At 52.1% G+C, this 24,365-nt stretch carries 20 protein-coding genes; 9 read left to right on the forward strand and 11 right to left on the reverse strand.

The features are described 5' to 3' along the window. Window positions 1–85 precede the first annotated feature (85 nt). The 3 genes from yqhD (at window position 86) to OH663_RS02315 (ending at window position 3,946) form a co-directional block, all read left to right on the forward strand. Entirely contained in the window at window positions 86–1,249 is a 1,164-nt protein-coding gene (yqhD, locus tag OH663_RS02305; RefSeq protein WP_200010005.1) for an alcohol dehydrogenase, read from the forward strand. Between the two features lie 225 nt (window positions 1,250–1,474). Continuing rightward, on the forward strand, window positions 1,475–2,302 hold the full coding sequence (gene dkgA / locus OH663_RS02310; RefSeq protein WP_045449780.1) for a 2,5-didehydrogluconate reductase DkgA: 828 nt from the start codon (window positions 1,475–1,477) through the stop codon (window positions 2,300–2,302). A gap of 189 nt (window positions 2,303–2,491) precedes the next feature. After that, complete coding sequence (locus OH663_RS02315) at window positions 2,492–3,946, forward strand: DASS family sodium-coupled anion symporter (protein ID WP_045447571.1); 1,455 nt, start codon at window positions 2,492–2,494, stop codon at window positions 3,944–3,946. Between the two features lie 48 nt (window positions 3,947–3,994). Here the strand turns inward: OH663_RS02315 and OH663_RS02320 are convergent, their stop codons facing one another. Beyond that, window positions 3,995–6,166 (reverse strand): YgiQ family radical SAM protein, encoded by a 2,172-nt coding sequence (locus OH663_RS02320; protein WP_045447574.1) that lies wholly within the window; start codon window positions 6,164–6,166, stop codon window positions 3,995–3,997. 199 nt (window positions 6,167–6,365) lie between these two features. Between OH663_RS02320 and OH663_RS02325 the strand changes: the two genes are divergently transcribed. Continuing rightward, a complete protein-coding gene (locus OH663_RS02325; RefSeq protein WP_048220544.1) occupies window positions 6,366–7,841 on the forward strand; it encodes a TrkH family potassium uptake protein in 1,476 nt (491 codons plus the stop codon). A gap of 16 nt (window positions 7,842–7,857) precedes the next feature. Here OH663_RS02325 and ftsP read toward each other — a convergent pair whose 3' ends face one another. From ftsP to OH663_RS02350, 5 genes are all read right to left on the reverse strand, one after another. Beyond that, entirely contained in the window at window positions 7,858–9,270 is a 1,413-nt protein-coding gene (ftsP, locus tag OH663_RS02330; RefSeq protein ID WP_045447580.1) for a cell division protein FtsP, read from the reverse strand. A gap of 71 nt (window positions 9,271–9,341) precedes the next feature. Then, window positions 9,342–10,079 (reverse strand): 1-acylglycerol-3-phosphate O-acyltransferase, encoded by a 738-nt coding sequence (gene plsC, locus OH663_RS02335; RefSeq protein ID WP_045447583.1) that lies wholly within the window; start codon window positions 10,077–10,079, stop codon window positions 9,342–9,344. 195 nt (window positions 10,080–10,274) lie between these two features. Next, on the reverse strand, window positions 10,275–12,533 hold the full coding sequence (parC, locus tag OH663_RS02340; protein ID WP_048220542.1) for a DNA topoisomerase IV subunit A: 2,259 nt from the start codon (window positions 12,531–12,533) through the stop codon (window positions 10,275–10,277). Between the two features lie 155 nt (window positions 12,534–12,688). Beyond that, on the reverse strand, window positions 12,689–14,296 hold the full coding sequence (locus OH663_RS02345; RefSeq protein WP_200010006.1) for an ABC transporter substrate-binding protein: 1,608 nt from the start codon (window positions 14,294–14,296) through the stop codon (window positions 12,689–12,691). Between the two features lie 115 nt (window positions 14,297–14,411). Then, entirely contained in the window at window positions 14,412–14,804 is a 393-nt protein-coding gene (locus OH663_RS02350; RefSeq protein ID WP_045447592.1) for a YgiW/YdeI family stress tolerance OB fold protein, read from the reverse strand. A gap of 151 nt (window positions 14,805–14,955) precedes the next feature. On the opposite strand from OH663_RS02350, the gene qseB reads away from it, so the two are divergent. From qseB to OH663_RS02370, 4 genes are all read left to right on the forward strand, one after another. Continuing rightward, the gene (gene qseB, locus OH663_RS02355; protein ID WP_045447595.1) at window positions 14,956–15,615 is read left to right on the forward strand and encodes a quorum sensing response regulator transcription factor QseB; all 660 of its coding nucleotides are present in this window, start codon (window positions 14,956–14,958) and stop codon (window positions 15,613–15,615) included. Further along, complete coding sequence (gene qseC, locus OH663_RS02360) at window positions 15,612–16,961, forward strand: quorum sensing histidine kinase QseC (protein ID WP_200010007.1); 1,350 nt, start codon at window positions 15,612–15,614, stop codon at window positions 16,959–16,961. Before qseB ends, qseC begins: the two co-directional genes overlap by 4 nt. A 109-nt stretch (window positions 16,962–17,070) precedes the next feature. After that, window positions 17,071–17,652, forward strand: coding sequence for an NAD(P)H-dependent oxidoreductase (locus tag OH663_RS02365; protein ID WP_045447601.1), 582 nt, complete (start codon window positions 17,071–17,073; stop codon window positions 17,650–17,652). A 145-nt stretch (window positions 17,653–17,797) separates the two neighbouring features. Further along, entirely contained in the window at window positions 17,798–18,112 is a 315-nt protein-coding gene (locus OH663_RS02370) for a putative quinol monooxygenase (protein WP_048220539.1), read from the forward strand. Window positions 18,113–18,216: 104 nt separating this feature from the next. Here OH663_RS02370 and parE read toward each other — a convergent pair whose 3' ends face one another. From parE to nudF, 5 genes are read right to left on the reverse strand one after another with little or no spacing between them, the layout of a single operon-like run. Then, the gene (gene parE, locus OH663_RS02375; protein WP_045447608.1) at window positions 18,217–20,109 is read right to left on the reverse strand and encodes a DNA topoisomerase IV subunit B; all 1,893 of its coding nucleotides are present in this window, start codon (window positions 20,107–20,109) and stop codon (window positions 18,217–18,219) included. A 28-nt stretch (window positions 20,110–20,137) separates the two neighbouring features. Beyond that, window positions 20,138–20,719: an esterase YqiA gene (gene yqiA, locus OH663_RS02380; protein ID WP_045447611.1), complete on the reverse strand. Its 582-nt coding sequence runs from the start codon at window positions 20,717–20,719 to the stop codon at window positions 20,138–20,140. After that, entirely contained in the window at window positions 20,719–21,546 is an 828-nt protein-coding gene (gene cpdA, locus OH663_RS02385; protein WP_045447614.1) for a 3',5'-cyclic-AMP phosphodiesterase, read from the reverse strand. The genes yqiA and cpdA overlap by 1 nt, the downstream gene beginning before the upstream one ends. A 24-nt stretch (window positions 21,547–21,570) precedes the next feature. Beyond that, the gene (locus OH663_RS02390) at window positions 21,571–21,993 is read right to left on the reverse strand and encodes a DUF1249 family protein (RefSeq protein ID WP_005123087.1); all 423 of its coding nucleotides are present in this window, start codon (window positions 21,991–21,993) and stop codon (window positions 21,571–21,573) included. Next, window positions 21,990–22,622: an ADP-ribose diphosphatase gene (nudF, locus tag OH663_RS02395; RefSeq protein WP_045447621.1), complete on the reverse strand. Its 633-nt coding sequence runs from the start codon at window positions 22,620–22,622 to the stop codon at window positions 21,990–21,992. The genes OH663_RS02390 and nudF overlap by 4 nt, the downstream gene beginning before the upstream one ends. A gap of 205 nt (window positions 22,623–22,827) precedes the next feature. Between nudF and tolC the strand changes: the two genes are divergently transcribed. Next, complete coding sequence (gene tolC / locus OH663_RS02400; RefSeq protein ID WP_045447624.1) at window positions 22,828–24,312, forward strand: outer membrane channel protein TolC; 1,485 nt, start codon at window positions 22,828–22,830, stop codon at window positions 24,310–24,312. The last annotated feature ends 53 nt before the right edge of the window (window positions 24,313–24,365 follow it).

Consider the following 24,365-nt stretch of genomic DNA (forward strand, 5'->3'; position numbering starts at 1 on the left):
AGAGGAGCGCTTCTGGCGACCACAATGTTCACCATCAGGCAGACACTCGCCTGCCCTCTTTTTTACCCACATAAGGGAACGAGCAATGAACAACTTTAATCTACATACCCCTACTCGCATTTTGTTCGGTAAAGGCGCTATCGCAGAGCTGCGCGATCAAATCCCTCAGGACGCTCGCGTGTTAATTACCTACGGCGGCGGCAGCGTTAAAAAAACCGGCGTTCTGGCGCAGGTACAAGATGCCCTGAAAGGACTGGACGTACTTGAGTTTGGCGGAATTGAACCAAACCCGTCTTATGAAACCCTGATGAACGCAGTAAAAATTGTGCGTGATGAGAAAGTGACGTTCCTGTTGGCTGTAGGCGGCGGTTCTGTACTGGATGGCACAAAATTCATCGCAGCTGCAGCGCATTACGCTGATGGTATCGACCCATGGCGCATTCTGGAAACCCGCGGTAACGACGTGAAAAGCGCAGTACCAATGGGCTCTGTACTGACGCTACCAGCAACCGGTTCAGAGTCTAACTCCGGGGCCGTGATTTCCCGCAAAACCACCGGCGATAAACTGGCTTTTATGACTTCGTTTGTACAGCCTGTATTTGCCGTACTGGATCCGGTTTACACCTACACCCTGCCGCCACGTCAGGTCGCTAACGGTGTGGTAGATGCGTTTGTCCACACCGTGGAACAGTACGTGACGTACCCGGTAGACGGGAAAATTCAGGATCGCTTTGCCGAAGGTATTTTGCTTACGCTGGTAGAAGATGGTCCGAAAGCGTTGCAGGAACCAGAAAACTACAACGTACGTGCTAACGTCATGTGGGCGGCAACGCAGGCACTGAATGGTCTGATTGGCGCAGGTGTACCGCAGGACTGGGCAACCCATATGCTGGGTCACGAGTTGACTGCGATGCACGGTCTCGACCACGCTCAAACGCTGGCGATCGTCCTGCCTGCACTGTGGAATGAAAAACGCGATACCAAGCGAGCCAAATTACTGCAGTACGCAGAGCGCATCTGGAATATCACCGAAGGTTCCGATGACCAGCGTATTGATGCTGCCATCGCTGCCACCCGTCGTTTCTTCGAGCAAATGGGTGTACCAACGCGTCTGTCTGACTACGGTCTGGATGGTAGCTCCATCCCGGCGCTGCTGGAAAAACTGGAGGCACACGGTGGTACTAAACTGGGCGAACATCAGGACATTACACTTGACGTCAGTCGCCGGGTTTACGAAGCAGCACGCTAAGCTTTTTTCACCTCTGACTTTCGTTTTTGGTCATTTAGTCCAGACTTAAGTCACACAAACCTCACCGGAGCCTGCTCCGGTGAACTCAATTTACACCTAATCATTCATGATGCATCGAGGCGGCAATTGAGAGAATCCCCAGGAGCGTACATAAGTACGTGACTGGGGTAAACGAAAGCAGCCAACAAAGAGGCAGCTTGAAGGATTAAGTGTATGGGGGGAATTATGACTAATCCAACTGTTATCAAGCTACAGGATGGTAACGTAATGCCACAGCTGGGCCTGGGCGTCTGGAAGGCAAGTAATGAGGAAGTAATCTCCGCTATTCATAAAGCGCTGGAAGTGGGTTATCGCTCTATCGATACTGCCGCCGCGTATAAAAATGAAGAAGGTGTTGGGAAAGCGTTACGTAATTCGGGCGTACCCCGGGAAGAGTTGTTCATCACCACCAAACTGTGGAATGACGATCAGAAACGTCCCCGTGAAGCTTTGCTCGAAAGTATGGAGAAACTCCAGCTTGATTACCTTGACCTTTACCTGATGCACTGGCCCGTCCCGGCTATCGACCATTACGTTGAAGCGTGGGAAAACATGATTGACCTGCAAAAACAGGGTCTGATTAAAAGCATCGGCGTGTGCAACTTTCAGATCAACCACCTCCAGCGTCTGATGGATGAAACGGGCGTTTCGCCGGTGATCAACCAGATCGAGCTTCATCCACTGCTGCAACAACGTCAGTTACATTCATGGAATGCGACGCATAAAATCCAGACCGAGTCCTGGAGTCCACTGGCACAAGGTGGGAAAGATGTGTTCGATCAAAAGATTATTCGCGACCTTGCTGAGAAATACGGCAAATCTCCGGCACAAATAGTTATCCGCTGGCATCTGGATAACGGTCTGGTGGTTATCCCGAAATCGGTAACCCCTTCCCGTATCGCAGAGAACTTTGATGTTTGGGACTTCCGCCTGGACAAAGATGAATTAGGCGAAATAGCTAAACTCGATCAGAGTAAACGCCTGGGTCCTGATCCAGACCAATTCGGCGGTTAATTCCCCTCTCCCGCCCGGCATTCTGCTGGGCCTTTTCATTTCATGAAATATCAGGAAACAATAAAACACCTGTTTATATGTGTATTTCCTGCGTTCACAAGCGCAGCATTACCACCAAATAACCACCTAATTATTAATGGTTATTATACTTAAAGAATACACATATCAATTTTTTATAGGTGTCAAACCGTGGCGGAAAACAAATCCCAGGGAGTTAAATGGCTCCCATTGATTCTTATAATATTAATCTCTTCTGGTCTCTGGCAACTCACCCCACCAACAGGGTTAAGTGCCCCAGCCTGGCATTCGGCGATTATATTTGTCGCCACTATCGCCTCTATCGTGGCAAAAGTTCTGCCGATTGGCGCTGTCGGCATTATTGGCATTACCGTTTTTGCACTCGCCTATGCCGCGGGGGATAAAACGGCCAGTGGTGCTATAACTACAGCACTAAGCGAGCTGAACAGTTCGCTTATCTGGCTTATCGTCGTCGCTTTTATGATTGCCCGTGGATTTATCAAAACCGGTCTGGGTCGGCGTATTGCGTTACAGATGATCCGACTGCTCGGTAAACGCACGCTGGGGCTCGCCTACGGTCTGGCTTTTGCCGATCTGATCCTCTCTCCCGCCATGCCAAGTAATACGGCGCGCTGCGGCGGCGTTATCTATCCGATTGCCGATTCTCTGGCACGCAGTTTTAACTCAAACCCGGAAGATGAATCTCGCAGCAAAATCGGTACCTTTCTCATCACTTGTATCGGCAATGTCAACGACGTCACCGCCGCGCTCTTTATGACTGGGTATACCGGTAACCTGCTGGCGGTGAAACTGGCGGCAAACGCAGGAATCACGTTGACATGGGGAAGCTGGTTTATGGCGGCGCTGCTGCCTTGCCTGGTGTCACTGCTGCTGGTTCCGCTGCTGGTGTACTGGCTGGTGCGCCCGGAAATTAAACATACGCCTGATGCCCCTAATCTGGCCCGTAAAGAGCTGGCAGAAATGGGCCACATGTCACGCGGCGAGTGGTTGATGCTGGCGACCGTCGGCGTTCTGCTGGTGTTGTGGATCTTCGGTGATACGTTAGGTGTCGATGCCACTACGGCCTCGTTTGTTGGCCTGTCGATTTTATTACTTAGCGGCGTTCTGAGCTGGGAAGATGTGAAAAGCGAAAAAGGCGCATGGGATACGCTGATTTGGTTCGCCGCGTTGCTGATGATGGCAAACCAGTTGAAAAAACTCGGCTTTACCACCTGGTTTGGTAACCTGATTGGCGATAGCCTTAGCAGCACCATGCACGGTACCAGTTGGGTGATCGTTCTGCTGCTGCTTAACGCCGCCTACTTCTACACCCACTACTTTTTTGCCAGCGGAAACGCGCAGATTGCCGCACTGTATGCCGTATTCCTTGGCGTCGGCCTGCATCTGAATATTCCGGCTGCTCCTACAGCATTAATGTTGGCCTTCACCAGCAGCCTGTACTGTTCTCTCACTCAGTATACTCACGCCCGTGGTCCGATCCTGTTTGGCGCGGGATATGTACCAACGGGAGTCTGGTGGCGAACAGGATTTGTCATCAGCCTGTTTAACCAGGCGGTCTTCTTGACCGTGGGTTTGATGTGGTGGAAGGTGTTGGGTCTGTACTAAGCTGAAGTGAAACTGGCCCGGTAAGCGTTGCGCCACCGGGCTACACATTTAGCGCCCTGCCACTTTCCCGCGTTTTTTATTCGCCGCAGGTGTCTGGCGTTGATGTGCCACTGGCGTATGCTTGGTCAGCGCCGGACGTGTATGTCGGTTCTGGCGACGCGCTTCACGCATCTCTTCCAGCGTAGGAGACGGAACCAAACATTCGCGACGACCACCAATCAGATGCTTTTTACCCATATCTTCCAGCGCCTGACGAATTAACGGCCAGTTGGCTGGATCGTGATAACGCAGCAACGCTTTATGCAGACGACGTTGTTTGTCGCCCTTCGGCACCACCACATCTTCACTCTTATAACCAATTTTACCCAGAGGATTTTTCCCGGTGTAATACATGGTTGTCGAGTTCGCCAGCGGCGATGGGTAGAAGTTCTGCACCTGATCCAGACGGAAACGACGCTGTTTCAGCCACAGCGCCAGATTCACCATATCCTCGTCACGCGTACCCGGGTGCGCGGAGATAAAGTATGGGATCAGGTACTGCTCTTTACCGGCCTGTTTAGAGTAGGTATCGAATAGTTCTTTAAAGCGATCGTAGCTGCCCATGCCCGGCTTCATCATCTTCGACAATGGGCCTTCTTCGGTGTGTTCCGGCGCAATCTTCAAATAGCCCCCCACGTGGTGGGTCGCCAGCTCTTTGATATAGCGCGGATCTTCAACCGCGATGTCATAACGCACACCAGAGGCGATAAGGATCTTTTTAATACCTTTTAAATCACGCGCACGACGATAGAGATTAATGGTCGGCTCGTGGTTGGTATCCATATGCGGGCAGATATCCGGGTAGACGCAAGACAAGCGACGACAGGTCTGTTCCGCGCGCGGCGACTTACAGCGCAGCATATACATGTTGGCCGTTGGGCCGCCAAGATCGGAAATCACACCGGTAAAGCCCGGAACGGTGTCACGAATCGCTTCGATCTCGTTGATGATCGAATCTTCCGAGCGGCTCTGGATGATGCGTCCTTCGTGCTCGGTGATCGAACAGAAAGAACATCCGCCAAAACACCCACGCATAATGTTGATCGAGAAACGGATCATTTCATAAGCCGGGATGCGGCTGTTACCGTACGCCGGATGAGGAACACGTTGATACGGCAGCGCGAAGACGCTATCCATCTCTTCAGTCGACAGCGGGATCGCTGGCGGGTTGATCCAGATGTAGCGATCGCCGTGTTTTTGCATCAGGGCGCGCGCGCAGCCAGGGTTTGTTTCGTGGTGCAGGATTCGTGATGCATGTGCATACAACACTTTATCGCCCTTCACCTTCTCAAAAGACGGCAGCAGCACGTAGGTTTTCTCCCACGGCTTCGGACGTGGCGGCTGAACGGTGACCGCTTTTGCTTCCTGCTTTTTAGGTGCAACAGGCTTGTTATCCGCGCAAGGCAGATCTTCACCATACGGATGTGGGATAGGATCAATTTTCCCCGGCGTATCCAGACGCGTGGAATCCACACCGCTCCAGCCTGGCAGCGCTTCTTTGACCATGATCGCGGTGTTACGCACGTCGCGGATCTGATCAATTGTCTCGCCCATCGCCAGACGGTGCGCCACTTCTACCAGCGGACGTTCGCCGTTGCCAAACATCAGCATATCCGCTTTGGAATCCACCAGCACAGAGCGACGCACGGTATCAGACCAGTAATCATAATGCGCAGTACGGCGCAGGCTGGCTTCAATACCACCGAGGATCACCGGAACATCTTTCCAGGCTTCTTTACAGCGCTGGGTATAAACCAGCGTAGCGCGGTCCGGGCGTTTGCCTGCAACGTTGTCCGGCGTATAGGCATCGTCATGGCGCAGTCGGCGATCGGCAGTATAACGGTTGATCATCGAGTCCATATTGCCGGCGGTCACGCCGAAGAACAGGTTCGGTTTACCCAGACGCATAAAATCGTCTTTGTTGTTCCACTCCGGCTGCGCGATAATCCCGACACGAAATCCCTGGGATTCCAGCATACGACCACAAATGGCCATACCAAAGCTTGGGTGATCGACGTAGGCATCACCGGTAACCAGAATAATGTCGCAGCTATCCCAGCCAAGTTGGTCCATCTCTTCTCGCGACATCGGCAGAAACGGCGCGGGACCAAAACAGGCGGCCCAGTACTGCGGCCAGGAGAAAAGGTCTCTGTCCGGTTGGATCAGGGATATTGCGCTCATAGTGCTTCCAAAAATGGTAAAAAAATAATCAAAGGCCGGGGATTATACGCTGTATGTCCGCAAGAAATGAAGTGGAGTCTGAGCCAGACGGGTAGAAAGCTTTATAAATTGTTAAATTTTACTACACCCATTTTTTTCAATCATAATTAACACCATGCCGACCTGTTGAGATATCTCTTTTTCGGCGGGGGATTTTTCATTGCGACTCAACGATTCACTGCATATTTCCCAGTTACGGGTTGTTGTTCATCTGTGCGGATTTTTGGTTCTTCTGTACAGCTTCTCTATGCTGCCACCGATGGCCATCGCTCTGTTGCATAAAGAGCGGAGCTTTTTCGCTTTTTTCAGTACATTTATGACTTTCTTTACCCTCGGCGGCGGTGCATGGCTGGTAACAAAACATGCCGGTATTCAGCTACGAACCCGGGATGGTTTCGTCATCATCGTTCTCTTCTGGCTGCTTTTTTCATTTATCAGCGCGATGCCGATGTGGATGGACGATGGCTTAAATCTCTCCTTTTCCGATGCCCTGTTTGAAGGGGTCTCCGGCATTACCACTACCGGAGCAACGGTGATTGGCGACGTCAGCGCCTTGCCAAAGTCCTATCTGTACTATCGGGCTCAGCTCAATTTTATTGGCGGCCTGGGGGTTATTGTCCTCGCCGTAGCGGTATTGCCGCTGCTGGGTATCGGGGGTATGAAACTCTATCAGTCTGAAATGCCCGGCCCCTTTAAAGAAGAACGCCTCACGCCAAGACTTGCTGACACTGCACGCACGCTGTGGCTAACCTATTTCATTCTGGGACTTATCTGCACTCTGGCTTACTGGATTGCCGGTATGTCGTTTTTCGACGCTGTATGCCACGGGCTTTCGACGGTCTCCCTTGGCGGATTTTCCACCCGCAGCGAGAGCATCGGCTTTTATAACAGCCATGCTATTGAGCTTGTCGCCGGGCTGTTTTCGCTGTTATCTGCATTTAACTTCACCCTCTGGTACGTCGCTATCGTAAAACGTACCTTCAAGCCATTTCGCCGTAATGCCGAACTGCAATTCTTCTTGATTATTGCGCTGGTTATCACCCTGATCAGCACCTGGCAGGTCTGGCGAGCGGGCATGTACGGTATATCAGACAGTCTGGTGCACGCCTTTTTTCTGGCCAGCTCCATGTTGACAGATAATGGCCTGTCGACGGCGGATTACGCACAGTGGCCCTCACACACAATTTTCATGCTACTCAGCGCCAGTTTCTTTGGCGGTTGTGTGGGCTCGACCTGCGGGGGAATTAAGGTGCTGCGCTTTCTAATTATGTTCAAGCAGTGTCGTCAGGAGTTACACCAACTCGCGCACCCTCGCGCATTGCTGAATATCAAAGTTGGCAACAACGTGGTTACCGACCGTGTGGTTCGCTCGGTATGGAGCTTCTTTTTTCTTTATGTTTTGTTTACCAGCTTTTTCATCTGGGCGCTCAATTTGATGGGCTACGATCTCTTCTCATCTTTCGCCACCGTCGCCGCCTGCATCAATAATATGGGACTGGGATTTGGCGTAACCGCTACAACGTTTGGCACTTTACACGACGAGGCAAAGCTTCTGATGTGCGCAGCTATGATCATGGGGCGCCTGGAGATTTACCCCATTTTGATCCTTTTCTCGCGCATGTTCTGGCGGGCCTAACAGGCCCACCTGCGCATTACGGTGCCGGATTCACCAGCATCTGTCCGATGGAGCCACGATCCGCCATTTCCAGCGTCTGGCTGTTGAAGTAGAACGGGAAATGGGCCCAGGAAGGCTGTCCGTAATAGACCAGCAACTCCACCTGACCATCCACCCAGACGGTATCTTTCCAGCCCCTGTCTTCCGGGAACGGCATTGCGCCATTAACATTACGGACCAGGAAAGAGACGCCTTCAATATGGAACGCCTGCGGCATATCCGCGCGTACTGTCCAGCGCTCCCAGGTTCCCTGCTGAGCGGTGATATCCATGCGGTTTACATCCCACAGTTGACCATTGATACCAGGGTCGTCATCGAGGCTGATATCGCGGCTACGAATCGGCGTTCCACTCAAAATTTCTGTTGGCAAAAGACGCATCGGCAGACTGTCAGTCACCAGCGGTAGCAGGCCTGTGGGTCGCAGCGTTAATACCAGTGTGGAGACCAGAATACTGGAAGGTTCAAAGAATCCTCGGATCCGGTCAACAATACTGGCTGCCTCACCACAGGTGATCGACACTTCGTCACCGTTAGTCATATCCACCAGAATCTCACGCCGCTCGCCAGGCGCCAGCGATAGCTGTTTCACCGACACCGGAGCCGGTAAAAAACCTTGATCGCCGGAAATAACATGCAGTGCGCGCCCGTCGCTCATTTGCAGTTGGTAACGACGAGAGTTAGAAGCGTTCAGCAGACGCAAACGTACCCAGCCACGAGACACTTCCACATAAGGACTCTGTGCCCCGTTGACCAATAACGTATCACCGACAAAACCACCACTGCCCGGTTCGCTGTATTCCGGCGTACCAAAGTTATCCAGACGCTTATCCTGAATAATGATCGGAAAATCATCCACGCCATAATGGTTGGGAATAGGCAGTGATTTACTCACTTCATCTTCGACCAGCCACATCCCGGCAAGACCGTTATAGACCTGCTGTGCGGTACGGTTTGGCGTATTGGCGTGATACCACAACGTCGCGGCGCTCTGGCGAATCGGCAGGACCGGCGCCCAGTCCGCATTCGGCGACATCATGCGTGCCGGCCCCCCCATCAGTGGGCCAGGTACCTGCAATCCGGCGATGGTCATCGAGACATTTTCAGTCAGACGGTTGCTGTAGATAAGCTTAACGTCATCCCCTTTCCAGACGCGGATTGTCGGCCCCAGGTAGCGCCCGTTAATTCCCCAGACAGGCGCGCGCGTACCTTGTGTAAAGGACCAGTGAGCGCGTTGCAGGGTCATAAATAACGGCTGTCCCCGGCGGGACTCCAGCAGTGGCGGAACAGGTAGAGGTTGTTGCTGACCGGCAGCATTAGCCTTCAGCGGAACAGCACCTGCACACAGTGCGATTCCCGATGCCTGAATGAACTGACGCCGACTGAGTGACATATAAGCTCCATGTAAAACTGGCTATTAACACGCAGGAAATCACTTCCTGTAAAAAACTCGAATTGCGCGAATCAAACCTTACCGGCAGCTTCCCGCTCGGCAACTTCTTTGTCGAGTTCGGCGATTTTTTGTTCCATCAGCGTACGGCAATGCGCTGCCAGTTCACGAACCTGATCCTTACCAAAATGACTGATATCCACTGGCGGTAACATCTCTACGATCGCCAGACCATTATTCAGCCGGTTAAGTTTAATCTTATTCGAGGTCGTTGAAACACATACCGGGATAACAGGGACGCCAGCAGCAATTGCCGCATGAAACGCGCCAGTTTTAAATGGCAACAGGCCACGGCCACGGCTACGCGTTCCTTCCGGGAACATCCAGATGGAAATACGGCGTTTTTTGAAATGGTTCACCACCGCTGCAATCGTACTGTGCGCTTTCGCACGATTATTTCTGTCAATCAACAGATTACCGGTGAGCCAGTACAGCAGACCGAAGAAAGGGATCCACAGCAGGCTTTTTTTACCAACCGTTACTGTCGGTGGCTGAACAATATTCGCGGCAGTAACCATGTCGTAGTTATTCTGGTGGTTACAAATATAGATGGCATTACCATAGTCCTTCGCGTCCGCTGGCATACGGCACTCAACCTTCAGGCCGTAAAGAGGAGCCAGCCGACCAAACATATGGCCGAACGTCGCGACGTGTTTTGGATTTCGCGGGCTGAAAAGACAGTATATACAACCGAAAATACAGACCAGAATGCAGTAAATAACAGTAATGAATAAACGAAAAATATATAGCATAACAACCTCTAAGGCCTAAGAGCCTGGCATTTTACGTCACCTGATCCAGAACACAGTATCAGGTTAGGGCTTTGTTAAGAGCGGCTCTCTGGAAAAGCGTATTGTTAATCGCAACGCACGAATAAACAACGGTTTCACGGGAATTTTTAACGTTTGCTCTCCCTCCGTAAAAGAAGGGAGAGCCAAACGACAGCGTTATTCTTCGCTGTCGCCGTTGCTGGCACGTCGAGGCGAGTCAATCTCAATACGATCAATGCGCTGCAGACCGCGCATTAGCGTACCGCGACGACCACGCTCGCCGGTTACCTTCTGCAACTCTTCTGGACGCAGTTTAATTTTGCGTTTACCGACGTGAATTGTCAGCGTGCTTTGCGGCGGTAATACATAGAGCAGTGCCAGACCATCTTCACCTTTTGCCGCTTCCGCAGAAGGAATGTTGATTATCTTATTCCCTTTGCCTTTCGACAATTGCGGCAGATCGCTCACCGGGAACATCAACATACGTCCGGCCTGGGTGATCGCCAGCAACATATCGGTTTCATCTTCGATCACTACCGGTGGCATGACATGCGCATTCTCCGGTAACGTAATCAACGCTTTACCCGCACGGTTACGCGCTACCAGGTCATTGAAAGTACAGACGAAGCCGTAGCCAGCATCTGACGCCATTAATAGTTTCTGGTCATCGCCTTCCATCAGCATGTGCTCAACCGTCGCACCTGGCGGCAGCGTGAGTTTACCGGTCAGCGGTTCACCCTGACCACGTGCTGACGGCAGAGTAATCGGATCGATAGCATAGCTTCGCCCGGTCGAGTCAACAAAGACCACCGGTTGGTTGCTCTTACCTTTCACCGCAGCTTTATAGCTGTCACCCGCTTTATAGCTTAATCCCGGCGCATCGATATCGTGCCCTTTCGCGCTACGTACCCAGCCACTCTGAGACAACACAATGGTGACCGGCTCAGACGGCAGCATGTCATGCTCGCTCATTGCTTTGGCTTCTTCGCGCTCCTTCAGAGGGGAACGGCGATCGTCACCATAAGCGTCTGAATCCGCCTGCAACTCTTTCTTCAGCAGGTTACTCATTTTGCGTTCGGAGGCCAGAATGCCCTGCAGCTGATCGCGCTCTTTAGCCAGTTCATCCTGCTCGCCACGGATTTTCATCTCTTCGAGTTTGGCAAGATGGCGCAATTTCAGCTCAAGGATGGCTTCAGCCTGCGTTTCGGAAATACCAAACCGCGACATCAGCTCGGGTTTGGGTTCATCTTCATGACGAATAATTTCAATCACTTCGTCAATGTTGAGGAACGCCACCAGCAAACCTTCGAGGATATGCAGGCGCTTGAGTACTTTTTCCAGACGATAGTTCAGACGACGACGCACCGTGTCGCGACGGAACGCCAGCCACTCGGTCAGGATCTCCAGCAGGTTTTTCACCGCCGGGCGACCGTCGAGACCTATCATGTTCAGGTTGATACGGTAGCTTTTTTCCAGATCGGTGGTAGCAAACAGGTGGTTCATCACCTGCTCCATGTCCACGCGGTTAGAGCGCGGCACAATCACCAGACGGGTCGGATTTTCGTGATCCGATTCATCGCGCAGATCGTCCACCATCGGTAACTTTTTATTGCGCATCTGGGCAGCGATCTGTTCCAGCACTTTCGCCCCGGAAACCTGGTGCGGTAGCGCAGAGATCACCACCGCGCCGTCTTCTTTCGTCCATACCGCACGCATACGTACAGAGCCGCGCCCGTTTTCATAAATCTTACGAATTTCTGCGCGAGGAGTGATGATTTCCGCTTCGGTCGGATAATCCGGTCCCTGTACGATATCCAGCAGTTGATCCAGCGTTGTTTTCGGCTGCTCAATCAGCGTAATCGCCGCTTTCGCCACTTCGCGCAGGTTATGCGGAGGAATGTCCGTAGCCATCCCGACGGCAATCCCGGTGGTGCCGTTAAGCAGAATATTCGGCAAGCGCGCAGGCAGCATCTTCGGCTCCTGCATGGTGCCGTCAAAGTTAGGCACCCAGTCCGACGTCCCCTGACCAAGCTCACCCAGCAGGATTTCCGCGTATTTGGACAGTCGGGATTCGGTATAACGCATCGCCGCGAAGGATTTCGGATCGTCCGGCGCCCCCCAGTTCCCTTGCCCGTCAACCAGCGGATAACGGTAAGAAAACGGTTGTGCCATCAGTACCATGGCTTCATAGCAGGCACTGTCACCATGTGGATGGTATTTACCCAGCACGTCACCGACGGTACGCGCGGATTTTTTAAATTTGGCGCTGGCATTCAGCCCCAGTTCGGACATCGCGTAAACGATGCGACGCTGAACGGGTTTCAAACCATCGCCAATAAACGGTAACGCCCTGTCCATGATGACGTACATGGAATAGTTCAGATAGGCGTTTTCCGTGAATTCATGCAGCGCAAGGCGCTCTGCCATATCGCTCATTAATCGTGGTTCCTCAACTGTAAGCCCGAACAATACCCAGTATCTGTCAGGCAATATTGCCGCAGATACTACCCTATCTGGCGTGTTGAGTCACAAAGTTCAGTGGTTTTACCGCCGAAGATAGCGACGGCAATCGTCTCCTTAGTACTTCGCTCTTAATGCGCCCGGATAAAGAGCTCTTTGCTATACACATAGTCTTGGGGATTATGCACAGGAAACCCTCCCACATAGGGTTTAAGTAATTTGATCAACGGCTGATAATAGATAGGGATGATGGGGGCTTGCTGGTTAATAATACCTTCCGCTTGCGCATACAGCTGGTTTCGCTGTGCAGCATCGGGCGTACGAGCCGCCTGCGCCAACAACGCGTCATAGCGCGCATCGCGCCACTGACCGACATTTTCTGCATTGCCTGACTGCAACGTATTCAGGAACGTTGACGCTTCATTATACGTCGCGTCCCACGACTGGCGAGACAACATGAAGTCCCCCTCGCGACGTGCATCCAGATATGTTTTCCACTCCATGGTGCGCAACGTAACATCAGCCCCGAGCCATTTTTTCCACTCTGAGGACAAGGCAATGGCCGTTTTCTCATGCAGGTCGTACTTATTGTAAAACAGCTCAAACGTTAACGGATGCTGCTCGTCAAATCCGGCTTGTTTCAATAACGCTTTCGCTTCGGCAACCCGCTCATTCCACGGTGCCTGAAGATCGGTCAGCACAGGCGGCGTGAAACCGGTAACCTGCGGCGGTGTTAGCGTCGTTGCAGGTGTACGCAATCCAAGGACTTTCTCAGCAATAAGCTGTCGATTGGCCGTTAAGTACAGTGCCCGACGCACCCGGACATCGTTGAACGGCGCTTTGCGGATGTTGAAGTTGTAATACTCGCTGTTCAGGCGAGGGATCACCCGTAGCTCGCCCGGCAGATTCTTTTTTATCGCCGGAATTTGCTGAGTCGGAACCCAGGTGAGATCAACATCGCCGGCACGATAGCGATTGTACCCCGTCACGGCGTTATCTAACGACAGATAGTCGACCTGCTGTAAAACAGTATGTTGTGCATCACGGTAACGAGGATTTTTACGCACAACGATCTTCTCGTTCACCACCCATTTATCCAGCACAAATGCACCATTGGAAACCAGATGTTCAGGCTTACTCCACGCATCACCATATTGCACAATGGTGTGCTGCGGGACGGGAAATAACGTGGGCCACGCCAGCATGGTAGTGAACCACGGTACAGCCTGTTCGAGAGAGACTTCAAGGGTAACATCGTCCACAGCCTTCACCCCCAACGAACTAACGGGGGATTTACCGTCAACAATCGCCTGCGCATTTTTAATATGCGCCGCCGCCAGATATCCGGCAAACGGGCTGAGGGTATGCGGGTCAACCGCTCGCTGCCATCCCGCCACGAAATCCTGTGCAGTCAGCGCCACACCATCTGACCATTGCAGCCCTTTACGCAGGTGAAAAATATAGCGTTTACCGCCATCCAGAACGTCCCAGCGCTGAGCCTGAGCAGGCTGCACTTTCCCTTCACCATCCATCCAGACCAGCCCTTCAAAGAGATCGAGTACAATTTGCGCGGCGGTATTTTCTTCCACTTTTTGCGGATCCAGGGTGCCCGGATCGCTGTGGTTGTTGTAACGAAAAATTTGTTGTGGGGCGAGAGGTGTTCCGTCTGGGATCGTTGCGGCAAAAAGCGAGGGACTGCACATCAGGCTGACCAGCCATAATAATGGATGCGTTTTCATGATTTCTCTGTCGATAAAAATGATACCGCTACTTTACATGTTGTGGCCCTCTACAGGCTGATTTGTATCACATTTAGGACAAAGAAAAGGGCCGCGAATGCGGCCCTGATGCTGATTACTTGGCGACTTTAGTAATCTGTTTCACATCGATTTCGACGGAGTTCCAGTCTTTATCAACTTCCCCCTGGATTTCCACAACATCCTGCGGTGTTACGGTTACGCCATTCCAGCGTTTATGGTCAATATCTACATTCACCGTACCGGTGGCGTCTTTAAACAGGTACAAATCGTCGGAAATACGCTCGACGATATTACCGCGCAGGGTTACCCAGGTATCATCACGCAGGGATTTGGCACTTTCTACCGTCGTGCTGCTGCCGTTCGGACCAACGAACCCACCGCTTTGGCTTTGCGTCGCGGTCGGGCCAGAGAAGCCGCCCTGCTGCGCTGCCAAAACAGGTGCGGAACACAATGCCATCACGGCAACCATTGCAGCTAATTTTTTCATGTTCATGTCTCCCTTTCATGTTGTTTCACGACTATTTAATAAGTTAATCCTTAACAACTTCTTAAGCCAAAAAAAGATTCTTTTTTGCTGTACAGCATCCGCTGCCACAAGGTTTACTGACAGGCAACAGAGTTATCGCAGGGAAGAACATATGCGTATTTTACTGATAGAAGATGACACGTTGATTGGCGATGGTCTTAAGACAGGTCTGAGTAAAATGGGTTTCAGTATCGACTGGTTTACTGAAGGTCGTCAGGGTAAAGAAGCGCTCTACAGCGCCCCTTATGATGCTGTGATCCTCGATCTGACGCTACCGGGTATAGACGGGCGCGATATCCTGCGTGAATGGCGCGCAAAAGGGAAACAGGAGCCGGTACTTATTTTGACGGCCCGCGATGCGCTGGCAGAACGCGTCGAAGGCTTACGCCTGGGCGCGGATGATTATCTGTGCAAACCCTTTGCGCTAATCGAAGTTGCTGCCCGTCTGGAAGCTCTGGTGCGTCGCGCCAGCGGCCAGGCCAGTAGCGAACTGAGTCACGGACAGGTAACGCTTAATCCCGGCGCACTGACCGTCACGCTGACGGGGGAGCCGTTGTCGCTAAAACCAAAAGAGTTCGCGTTGCTGGAACTGCTCATGCGCAACAAAGGTCGGGTACTGCCGCGCAAACTTATTGAAGAGAAACTGTACAACTGGGACGAAAACGTCTCCAGTAATGCGGTTGAAGTACACGTCCATCATTTACGCCGTAAACTCGGCAGCGATTTTATCCGAACGGTGCATGGCATTGGCTACACCCTGGGTGACGCATGAAACTCACACAACGTCTCAGTCTGCGCGTCAGGCTCACACTTATTTTCCTTATCCTGGCCTCGATAACCTGGGCAATCTCCAGCTTTGTCGCCTGGAAACAGACAACGGATAACGTAGACGAACTGTTTGATACACAGCTGATGCTGTTCGCCAAACGGCTAAGTACGCTGGATATCAGCGACGTCACCGCCTCGCGTGATATGGCCCGCACGCCGAAGAAGCTGAAGCACGGTCATATTGATGACGACGCGTTGGCGTTTGCTATCTACTCCACCGACGGAAAAATGGTGCTGCACGATGGCGACAATGGCCAGGATATTCCCTACAGCTACCGCCGGGAAGGGTTTAGTGATGGCCAGCTCAATGGGGACAACGACCGATGGCGCTTTCTGTGGCTGAACTCTACGGATGGTAAATATCGCATCGTGGTCGGTCAGGAGTGGGAATACCGGGAGGATATGGCACTGGCGATTGTTACCGCACAATTAACCCCGTGGCTTATTGCGCTCCCGCTGATGTTGCTTATTCTGGTGGTCATGCTCAGCCGTGAACTCAGGCCGTTAAAAAAACTGGCGCAGGCCCTGCGCTGGCGTTCCCCTGAATCGCAAGAACCGCTCGATCCTAAAGGCGTGCCAAGCGAAGTGCGACCACTGGTCGAGTCCCTCAACCAGCTATTTACCCGCACACACTCTATGATGGTCCGCGAACGGCGTTTCACCTCCGACGCAGCCCATGAGCTACGCAGCCCATTAACCGCGTTGAAGGTGCAAACTGAAGTGGTGCAACTGTCAGATGATGACCCGCAAACGCGAGAAAAAGCGCTCCTGCAGCTTCACGCAGGCATTGAGCGCGCCACGCGTCTGGTTGATCAGCTGCTGACGCTTTCACGACTCGACTCCCTCGACAATCTGCAGGATGTAGCAGACATCCCACTGGAGGAGTTGTTGCAGTCCGCCGTTATGGACATTTACCACCCGGCTCAGCTGGCTCATATCGACGTGCGTTTGCAGATTAACGCACACAACGTTAAGCGTACCGGTCAGCCACTCTTACTCAGCCTGATGGTACGCAATCTGCTGGATAATGCGATTCGTTATAGTCCCCAGGGTAGCATTGTGGAAGTGACGCTCAATGCCCGATTTTTTAGCGTCAAAGATAACGGTCCAGGCGTGGCAGCGGAAGTCCTGACGCACATTGGTGAGCGTTTCTATCGCCCGCCAGGACAAAGCGTTACTGGTAGCGGTCTGGGTCTGTCGATCGTCCGTCGTATTGCGACTTTACACGGGATGTCAGCCTCGTTTGGCAACGCTCCGGAAGGCGGGTTTGAAGCAAAAATCAGCTGGTAGCAACAATATTATTGCTAATAATGCAAAAGACTTTGCACATTTTGCTAATTTCACCGCGCCGCTGGTGGAGGTAAAATCGCCTTCAAACGTATATTCTTGAGGACGAAAAATGAGCAACATTCTGATTATCAACGGTGCGAAAAAATTCGGCCATTCCAATGGTCAACTGAATGACACCCTGACCGAGGTCGCGGACGGCATCCTGCGCGACCTCGGGCATGATGTTAAAGTTGTACGCGCTGACAGCGATTATGACGTACAAACAGAAGTGCAGAACTTCGTCTGGGCAGATGCGGTTATCTGGCAAATGCCGGGCTGGTGGATGGGTGCTCCATGGACGGTGAAAAAATACATCGATGATGTTTTCACTGCAGGACACGGTACGCTGTATGCAAGCGATGGTCGCACACGTTCAGATGCTTCTAAAAAGTACGGTTCTGGTGGATTGATTCAGGGAAAAAAATACATGCTGTCCCTGACCTGGAACGCGCCAATGGAAGCTTTCACTGAAAAAGACCAGTTCTTCCATGGCGTTGGCGTTGATGGCGTGTATTTGCCGTTCCATAAAGCAAACCAGTTCCTGGGAATGGAATCGCTGCCGACGTTTATCACCAATGATGTGATTAAAATGCCGGATGTCCCGCGTTATATCGCAGAATATCGCAAGCATCTGACCGAGATTTTTGGTTAACTAGTTATTCAAAATTAGACCCAAATAATTCGAGTTGCAGCAAGGCGGTAAACGAGCGAGTCCCGATAAGCTTACTCAAGTATGTGATTTGGACGAGTAAACGCAGCTACAGCCTGAAGAATGCCGGTTATAGAAGGAGTTAACCATGCTTACAGTCATTGCAGAAATCCGCACACGTCCAGGTCAACATCACCGTCAGGCGGTACTGGACCAGTTTGCCAAAATCGTTCCGACCGTACTGAAGGAAGAGGGTTGCCACGGCTATGCACCGATGGTGGATCATGCCGCAGGTGTGAGTTTTCAGACTATGGCACCTGATTCCATCGTGATGATTGAACAGTGGGAAAGCATCGCGCATCTTGAAGCACATTTGCAAACCCCACATATGAAAGCCTACAGCGAAGCCGTAAAAGGCGATGTGCTGGACATGAATATTCGTATTCTGGAATCTGGTATTTAATTTTTCGTCATGGCCGCAAGGCCGGATGAGCACAGCGCCATCAGGCATTAGCATATTGCCGGATGGCGGCTTAAACCGCCTAATCCGGCCTACACAATGCCGCTCTACCCTTCGAGATCCGCCAGGTCGCCTTTTTCCTGCAACCAGTTGCGGCGGTCTTCAGAACGCTTCTTAGCCAGCAACATATCCATCATCGCGTTAGTACGCTGATCGTCTTCGTCATCAATGATAAGTTGCACCAGGCGACGGGTGTTCGGATCAAGCGTAGTTTCACGAAGCTGCATCGGGTTCATTTCACCCAGACCTTTAAAGCGCTGAACGTTCGGCTTGCCTTTCTTACGCTTCAACTGCTCCAGTACGCCTGCTTTCTCTTCTTCCGTCAGAGCGTAATAGACCTCTTTACCGAGATCGATACGGTATAACGGTGGCAACGCCACATAGACGTGTCCATGTTTGACCAGCGTGCGGAAATGCTTCACAAACAACGCGCAAAGTAGCGTCGCAATGTGCAGGCCATCGGAGTCCGCATCCGCCAGAATACAGATCTTGCCGTAGCGCAGCTGGCTCAGATCGTCGCTGTCCGGATCGATACCGATCGCCACCGAAATGTCATGTACTTCCTGGGATGCCAGCACTTCATCAGAAGAGACTTCCCAGGTGTTGAGGATCTTACCTTTCAGCGGCATGATCGCCTGGTATTCACGATCGCGCGCCTGCTTGGCCGATCCGCCTGCCGAGTCCCCTTCCACCAGAAACAGCTCTGTACGATTAAGATCCTGCGCGGTGCAGTCCGCCAGCTTACCCGGCAACGCCGGACCGCTGGTGAGCTTTTTACGCACCACTTTTTTCGCTGCGCGCAGGCGACGCTGGGCGCTGGAAATGGCCATTTCGGCCAGGAGTTCTGCTGACTGCACGTTCTGATTCAGCCACAGGCTGAAGGCATCTTTCACCACGCCAGAGACAAATGCCGCGCACTGACGCGAAGAAAGGCGTTCTTTAGTTTGGCCGGCGAACTGCGGGTCCTGCATTTTTACCGACAGCACGTAAGCACAACGGTCCCAGATATCTTCCGCCGACAGTTTCACGCCGCGCGGCAAAATATTGCGGTATTCACAGAATTCACGCATTGCATCCAGTAACCCCTGACGCAGGCCATTGACGTGCGTACCACCCTGCATGGTAGGGATCAGGTTGACGTAGCTTTCAGTCAGCAGCTCACCGCCTTCCGGTAGCCAGAGCAGCGCCCAGTCAACGGTCTCTGTTTCACCGCTAAAATTACCGATAAACGGTTTTTCTGGCAGCGTTGGTAAACCATTAACGGCTTCGCACAGGTAATCATTCAGACCGTCCTGGTAACACCAGCGCTGCTCGCTGTTGTTGACCTCATCCTTAAACGTGATTTCAACGCCAGGGCACAGAACCGCTTTAGCTTTCAGCACATGCGTTAAGCGAGAAACAGAAAAACGAGGGCTGTCAAAGAAGCTTTCATCCGGCCAAAAGTGCACGCTGGTACCGGTATTGCGTTTACCGCAGGTACCGACCACCTGTAAATCCTGTACTTTGTCGCCGTTTTCAAACGCGATGTTGTAGACCTGCCCATCGCGGCGCACATTCACTTCCACACGCTTTGAAAGCGCGTTGACTACGGAAATACCGACCCCATGCAAACCGCCGGAAAACTGGTAGTTCTTATTGGAGAACTTACCGCCCGCATGCAGGCGGCACAGGATCAGTTCGACCGCCGGAACGCCTTCTTCAGGGTGAATATCCACCGGCATGCCGCGTCCGTCATCAATGACTTCCAGTGATTGATCGGCATGTAAAATCACGTCCACGCGTTTTGCGTGGCCCGCCAGTGCTTCATCCACACTGTTATCAATAACTTCCTGCCCAAGATGGTTAGGACGGGTCGTATCGGTGTACATCCCTGGGCGACGGCGTACCGGCTCAAGCCCAGTGAGTACCTCAATGGCATCAGCGTTATAAGTTTGCGTCATGGTTTAAATTAGCAATTCGAATTGATCGTCAGAAACTGTGCAGTCCAAGGAAATCGACAATCTGGTTGAAATAATCTTCGAAGCCCGTGAATGCGTGATTCCCGCCCTCAATAACTGTCTGACGGCAGGAGGCGTAATACGCCACCGCCTGGCGGTAGTCCAACACTTCATCGCCCGTTTGTTGTAGCAACCAGAGCAAATCCGGCGCTTCCAGCGGGTCAATCTGCATGACTTTAAGATCGTAAATATGGCGAGACTCTAGCACATATTGCTGCCCGGTGTAGGGGTTCTCGTTTTGGCCGAGGTAGTCAACCAGCAGTTCATAAGGCCGCACAGCGGGGTTCACCACCACTGCAGGCAGCATAAAACATTGCGACAGCCAGGTGGCGTAATAGCCCCCCAAAGAAGAACCGACAATCCCCAGCGACTCTCCGCCATGCTCAAGGATAATAGATTCCAGCATTTCTGCCGCCTGGGCAGGATACGGCGGCAGTTGCGGTACGATCATCTCAACGTGCGGATGATGCTCCGCCAGCCAGCTTTTCAGCAGGCATGCTTTCGCAGAGCGAGGCGAGCTATTAAATCCGTGTAGATAGAGGAGCGTAGACATCAATAACCTTCTGAAGCTGTATCAGGGTGGAACCGATTACCCTGCAGACGACAGACCTGGGTTTGCAGTGTACCGTCAGCAAAAAGTTCCAGCGTACGCCAGCCTGGGCTTATCGTATCTAACGTGAAATTGGAACAATGAGGCTTAAACTGCACGCAGGTCGACGGCGTAGCCAGCAGGCGGCGTCCGTTCCAGTCAAGGTCCAGTTCCTGATGAATATGCCCACAGAGCAGGTACTTTGCGCGCGGATAGTTCACCAGCACGTTGTCCAGTTCGGCAGCGTTACGCAGGCTGTGCTGATCGAGCCAACTGCATCCCGCAGGAAGTGGATGATGATGTAAAAGCAGCAAGGTATTACGCTCAGGCACATCAGCGAGTTTGCGCTCCAGCCATTCGAGCTGAAATTCGCTTAACTCACCATGTGGGACGCCGAAAACCTGGCTATCCAGCAACAAAATTTGCCACTGTTCGCCAATGAAGACGCGCTTGGCAGGGGAAATTCCTGCCTCCTGAAGGGCGCTGTACATTGCCGGCTGAAAATCATGATTGCCTGGCAACCAAACGCAGGGCGCACGAAAACTTGCGATGCCCTCAGCAAAGTGCTGATAAGCCGCAGCGGATTGATCCTGCGCCAAATCTCCAGTCGCCACGATCAGATCGTATTCAGGCGACTCAGCATGTATTGCATCCAGTACGGACTGATAGCTATCCCAGGTATTCACACCCAGCAGCGTTTCATGCTTTTCGGCAAACAGGTGAGTATCTGTAATTTGTAAGATCCTGACTCTGGCCTCACCAGCCAAAGGAAGGGTTAACAGGCTTTCCAAATGGTGTCCTTAGGTTTCACGACGCTAATAAACCGGAATCGCCATCGCTCCATGTGCTAAACAGTACCGTAACCAGTCGGCCAGAAACTGATTAATTTGATGCTTTTCGTCGCGTTGATGCAACTTTTTATTTGGATAATCATACCGCGCTTTGAAGCGAAAGATCTGCTGGCTTGAACACACTTCAGCCACCCTCGCATCATGATACAGGCGTACGGTCAGCGATGGCAGGCTCCAGTAAGTAACGGCTGGCGCCGTCTGTTCGATCGCAACAAGCGTAGTGTATCGGGTCGATTCAACAATCGTTAACCGATATTGTGCGTTTGCCACCTGATAGCTCACTGTTTCGCCGGCTGCGTCATTGCGCGGCAACAGGCGGCGCAATTGCGAAAAGTTGGTCTCGCACAGACGCATCATTTCAGGGAAGTCAGGTGTGTAACGCTTCATTTTTTCCACTCAGTTTTTAACTCTTGATAGTGCAGCTGTAACCATTGCAAAGCGATGACAGAGGCCGCGTTGTCGATTATCCCCTCTTCTACCCACTGGTAAGCCTGTTCCCGGCTAACCACATGAACACGAATATCTTCGTTTTCATCCGCCAGACCGTGGATCCCGCTTGCGGTCGTGGCGTCCACTTCACCTACCAAAATAGACAGGCGCTCACTGGTGCCACCAGGGCTTGCCAGATAGCTCAGAACGGGCTTCGTCCGCTTCACATCCAGTCCAGCTTCTTCCATTGCTTCACGGCGGGCAACATCCTCAACGGTCTCACCTTCTTCGATCATCCCGGCCACCATTTCCAGTAGCCACGGGCTTTCGCTGGTGTCATATGCCGCGATACGAATCTGCTCAACCAGTACAACTTCGTCCCGCTTAGGGTCAAAGGGTAGCAAGACTGCCGCATGTCCGCGCTCAAAAATTTCGCGCTTTACCTCTTCACTCATTCCGCCGTTAAACAGTCGATGGCGGAACCGATAAAGATCCAGTGAAAAAAAACCGCGGTATAGCGTTTCTCGTGCAATAATTTCTACATCATTTTTAGTGAAAGTCATTGGCAAGTTGTCTGGTTTACGCATCGTGCTGTCCTGATACCAATAGTGATTAAAATGTGAATTTCAAGGTCGTTTGACTGCTGTTTGAGCGCCCTTGTGTTAAATTGATGCAAATTAACGCCGTATGGCACGTAACGCCAACTTTTTGAAGTGGCGGATTCTGCTAGAATCAGCAATTATTTTTACAATTTGATCAGCGCTAAATACTGCTTCACAACAAGGAATGCAAATGAAGAAATTGCTCCCCATCCTTATCGGCCTGAGCCTGTCGGGGTTCAGTGCTTTGAGCCAGGCAGAAAACCTGATGCAGGTTTATCAGCAAGCACGCCTGAGCAACCCGGAATTACGTAAATCCGCCGCCGATCGCGATGCTGCATTCGAAAAAATTAACGAAGCGCGTAGTCCTTTACTGCCGCAACTGGGTTTAGGTGCCGATTACACCTACAGCAATGGCTACCGTGACGCAAACGGCGTTAACTCCAACGCCACCAGCGCGTCGTTGCAGTTGACTCAGTCTCTTTTCGATATGTCGAAATGGCGCGCCCTGACGCTGCAAGAAAAATCAGCAGGCATCCAGGACGTAACTTATCAGACCGATCAGCAAACGCTGATCCTGAACACTGCCACAGCCTATTTTAACGTATTGAACGCAATCGACGTGCTTTCTTACACCCAGGCACAGAAAGATGCCGTCTACCGTCAGTTAGATCAGACCACTCAGCGTTTTAATGTTGGTCTGGTCGCCATCACTGATGTGCAGAACGCCCGTTCACAATACGATACCGTACTGGCAAATGAAGTTACCGCACGTAACAATCTGGATAACGCGGTAGAACAACTGCGCCAGGTAACCGGTAACTACTATCCGGAACTGGCTTCGCTGAACGTTGATGGCTTTAAAACCAACAAACCGCAGGCGGTTAATGCCCTGCTGAAAGAAGCGGAAAACCGCAACCTGACCTTATTGCAGGCGCGTTTAAGCCAGGACCTGGCACGTGAACAAATTCGTCTTGCGCAGGACGGTCATTTACCGACCCTGGATTTAACCGCCTCTACCGGTGTTTCCGACACCTCTTACAGCGGTTCTAAAACCCGTGGTGCTACTGGTTCCCAGTACGACGATAGCAATATGGGCCAGAACAAAATCGGTCTGAGCTTCTCACTGCCGCTGTACCAGGGCGGGATGGTTAACTCTCAGGTGAAACAAGCGCAGTACAACTTTGTTGGCGCGAGTGAGCAGTTGGAGAGCGCACACCGTAGCGTGGTGCAGACCGTCCGTTCATCCTTCAACAACATCAATGCTTCTATCAGTAGCATTAATGCGTACAAACAAGCGGTTGTCTCTGCGCAAAGCTCTTTAGATGCGATGGAAGCAGGCTATTCCGTGGGTACACGTACTATCGTGGATGTGTTGGACGCAACCACCACGCTGTACAACGCTAAGCAACAGTTAGCTAATGCGCGTTATACCTATCTGATCAACCAGTTAAACATCAAGTCTGCGCTCGGTACGTTAAACGAGCAGGATCTGGTAGCGTTGAACAATACGTTGGGCAAACCGATTTCTACCGCGCCCGAAGCGGTTGCACCGGAAAACTCACAGCAAGACGCAGCTGCTGATGGCTATACCGCGAATAACGCGGCGCCAGCGGCCCAGCCGACTGCAGCACGTACAACCAGCAGCAGTAACGGCAACAACCCGTTCCGTAACTGATGCTGATGACGGGGCTTCGGCCCCGTCTGAACGTAAGGCAACGTAAAGATCCG

Source organism: Citrobacter sp. Marseille-Q5395 (genome assembly GCF_947057495.1).
In the GTDB taxonomy this organism is placed as follows: Bacteria; Pseudomonadota; Gammaproteobacteria; order Enterobacterales; family Enterobacteriaceae; genus Citrobacter; species Citrobacter murliniae.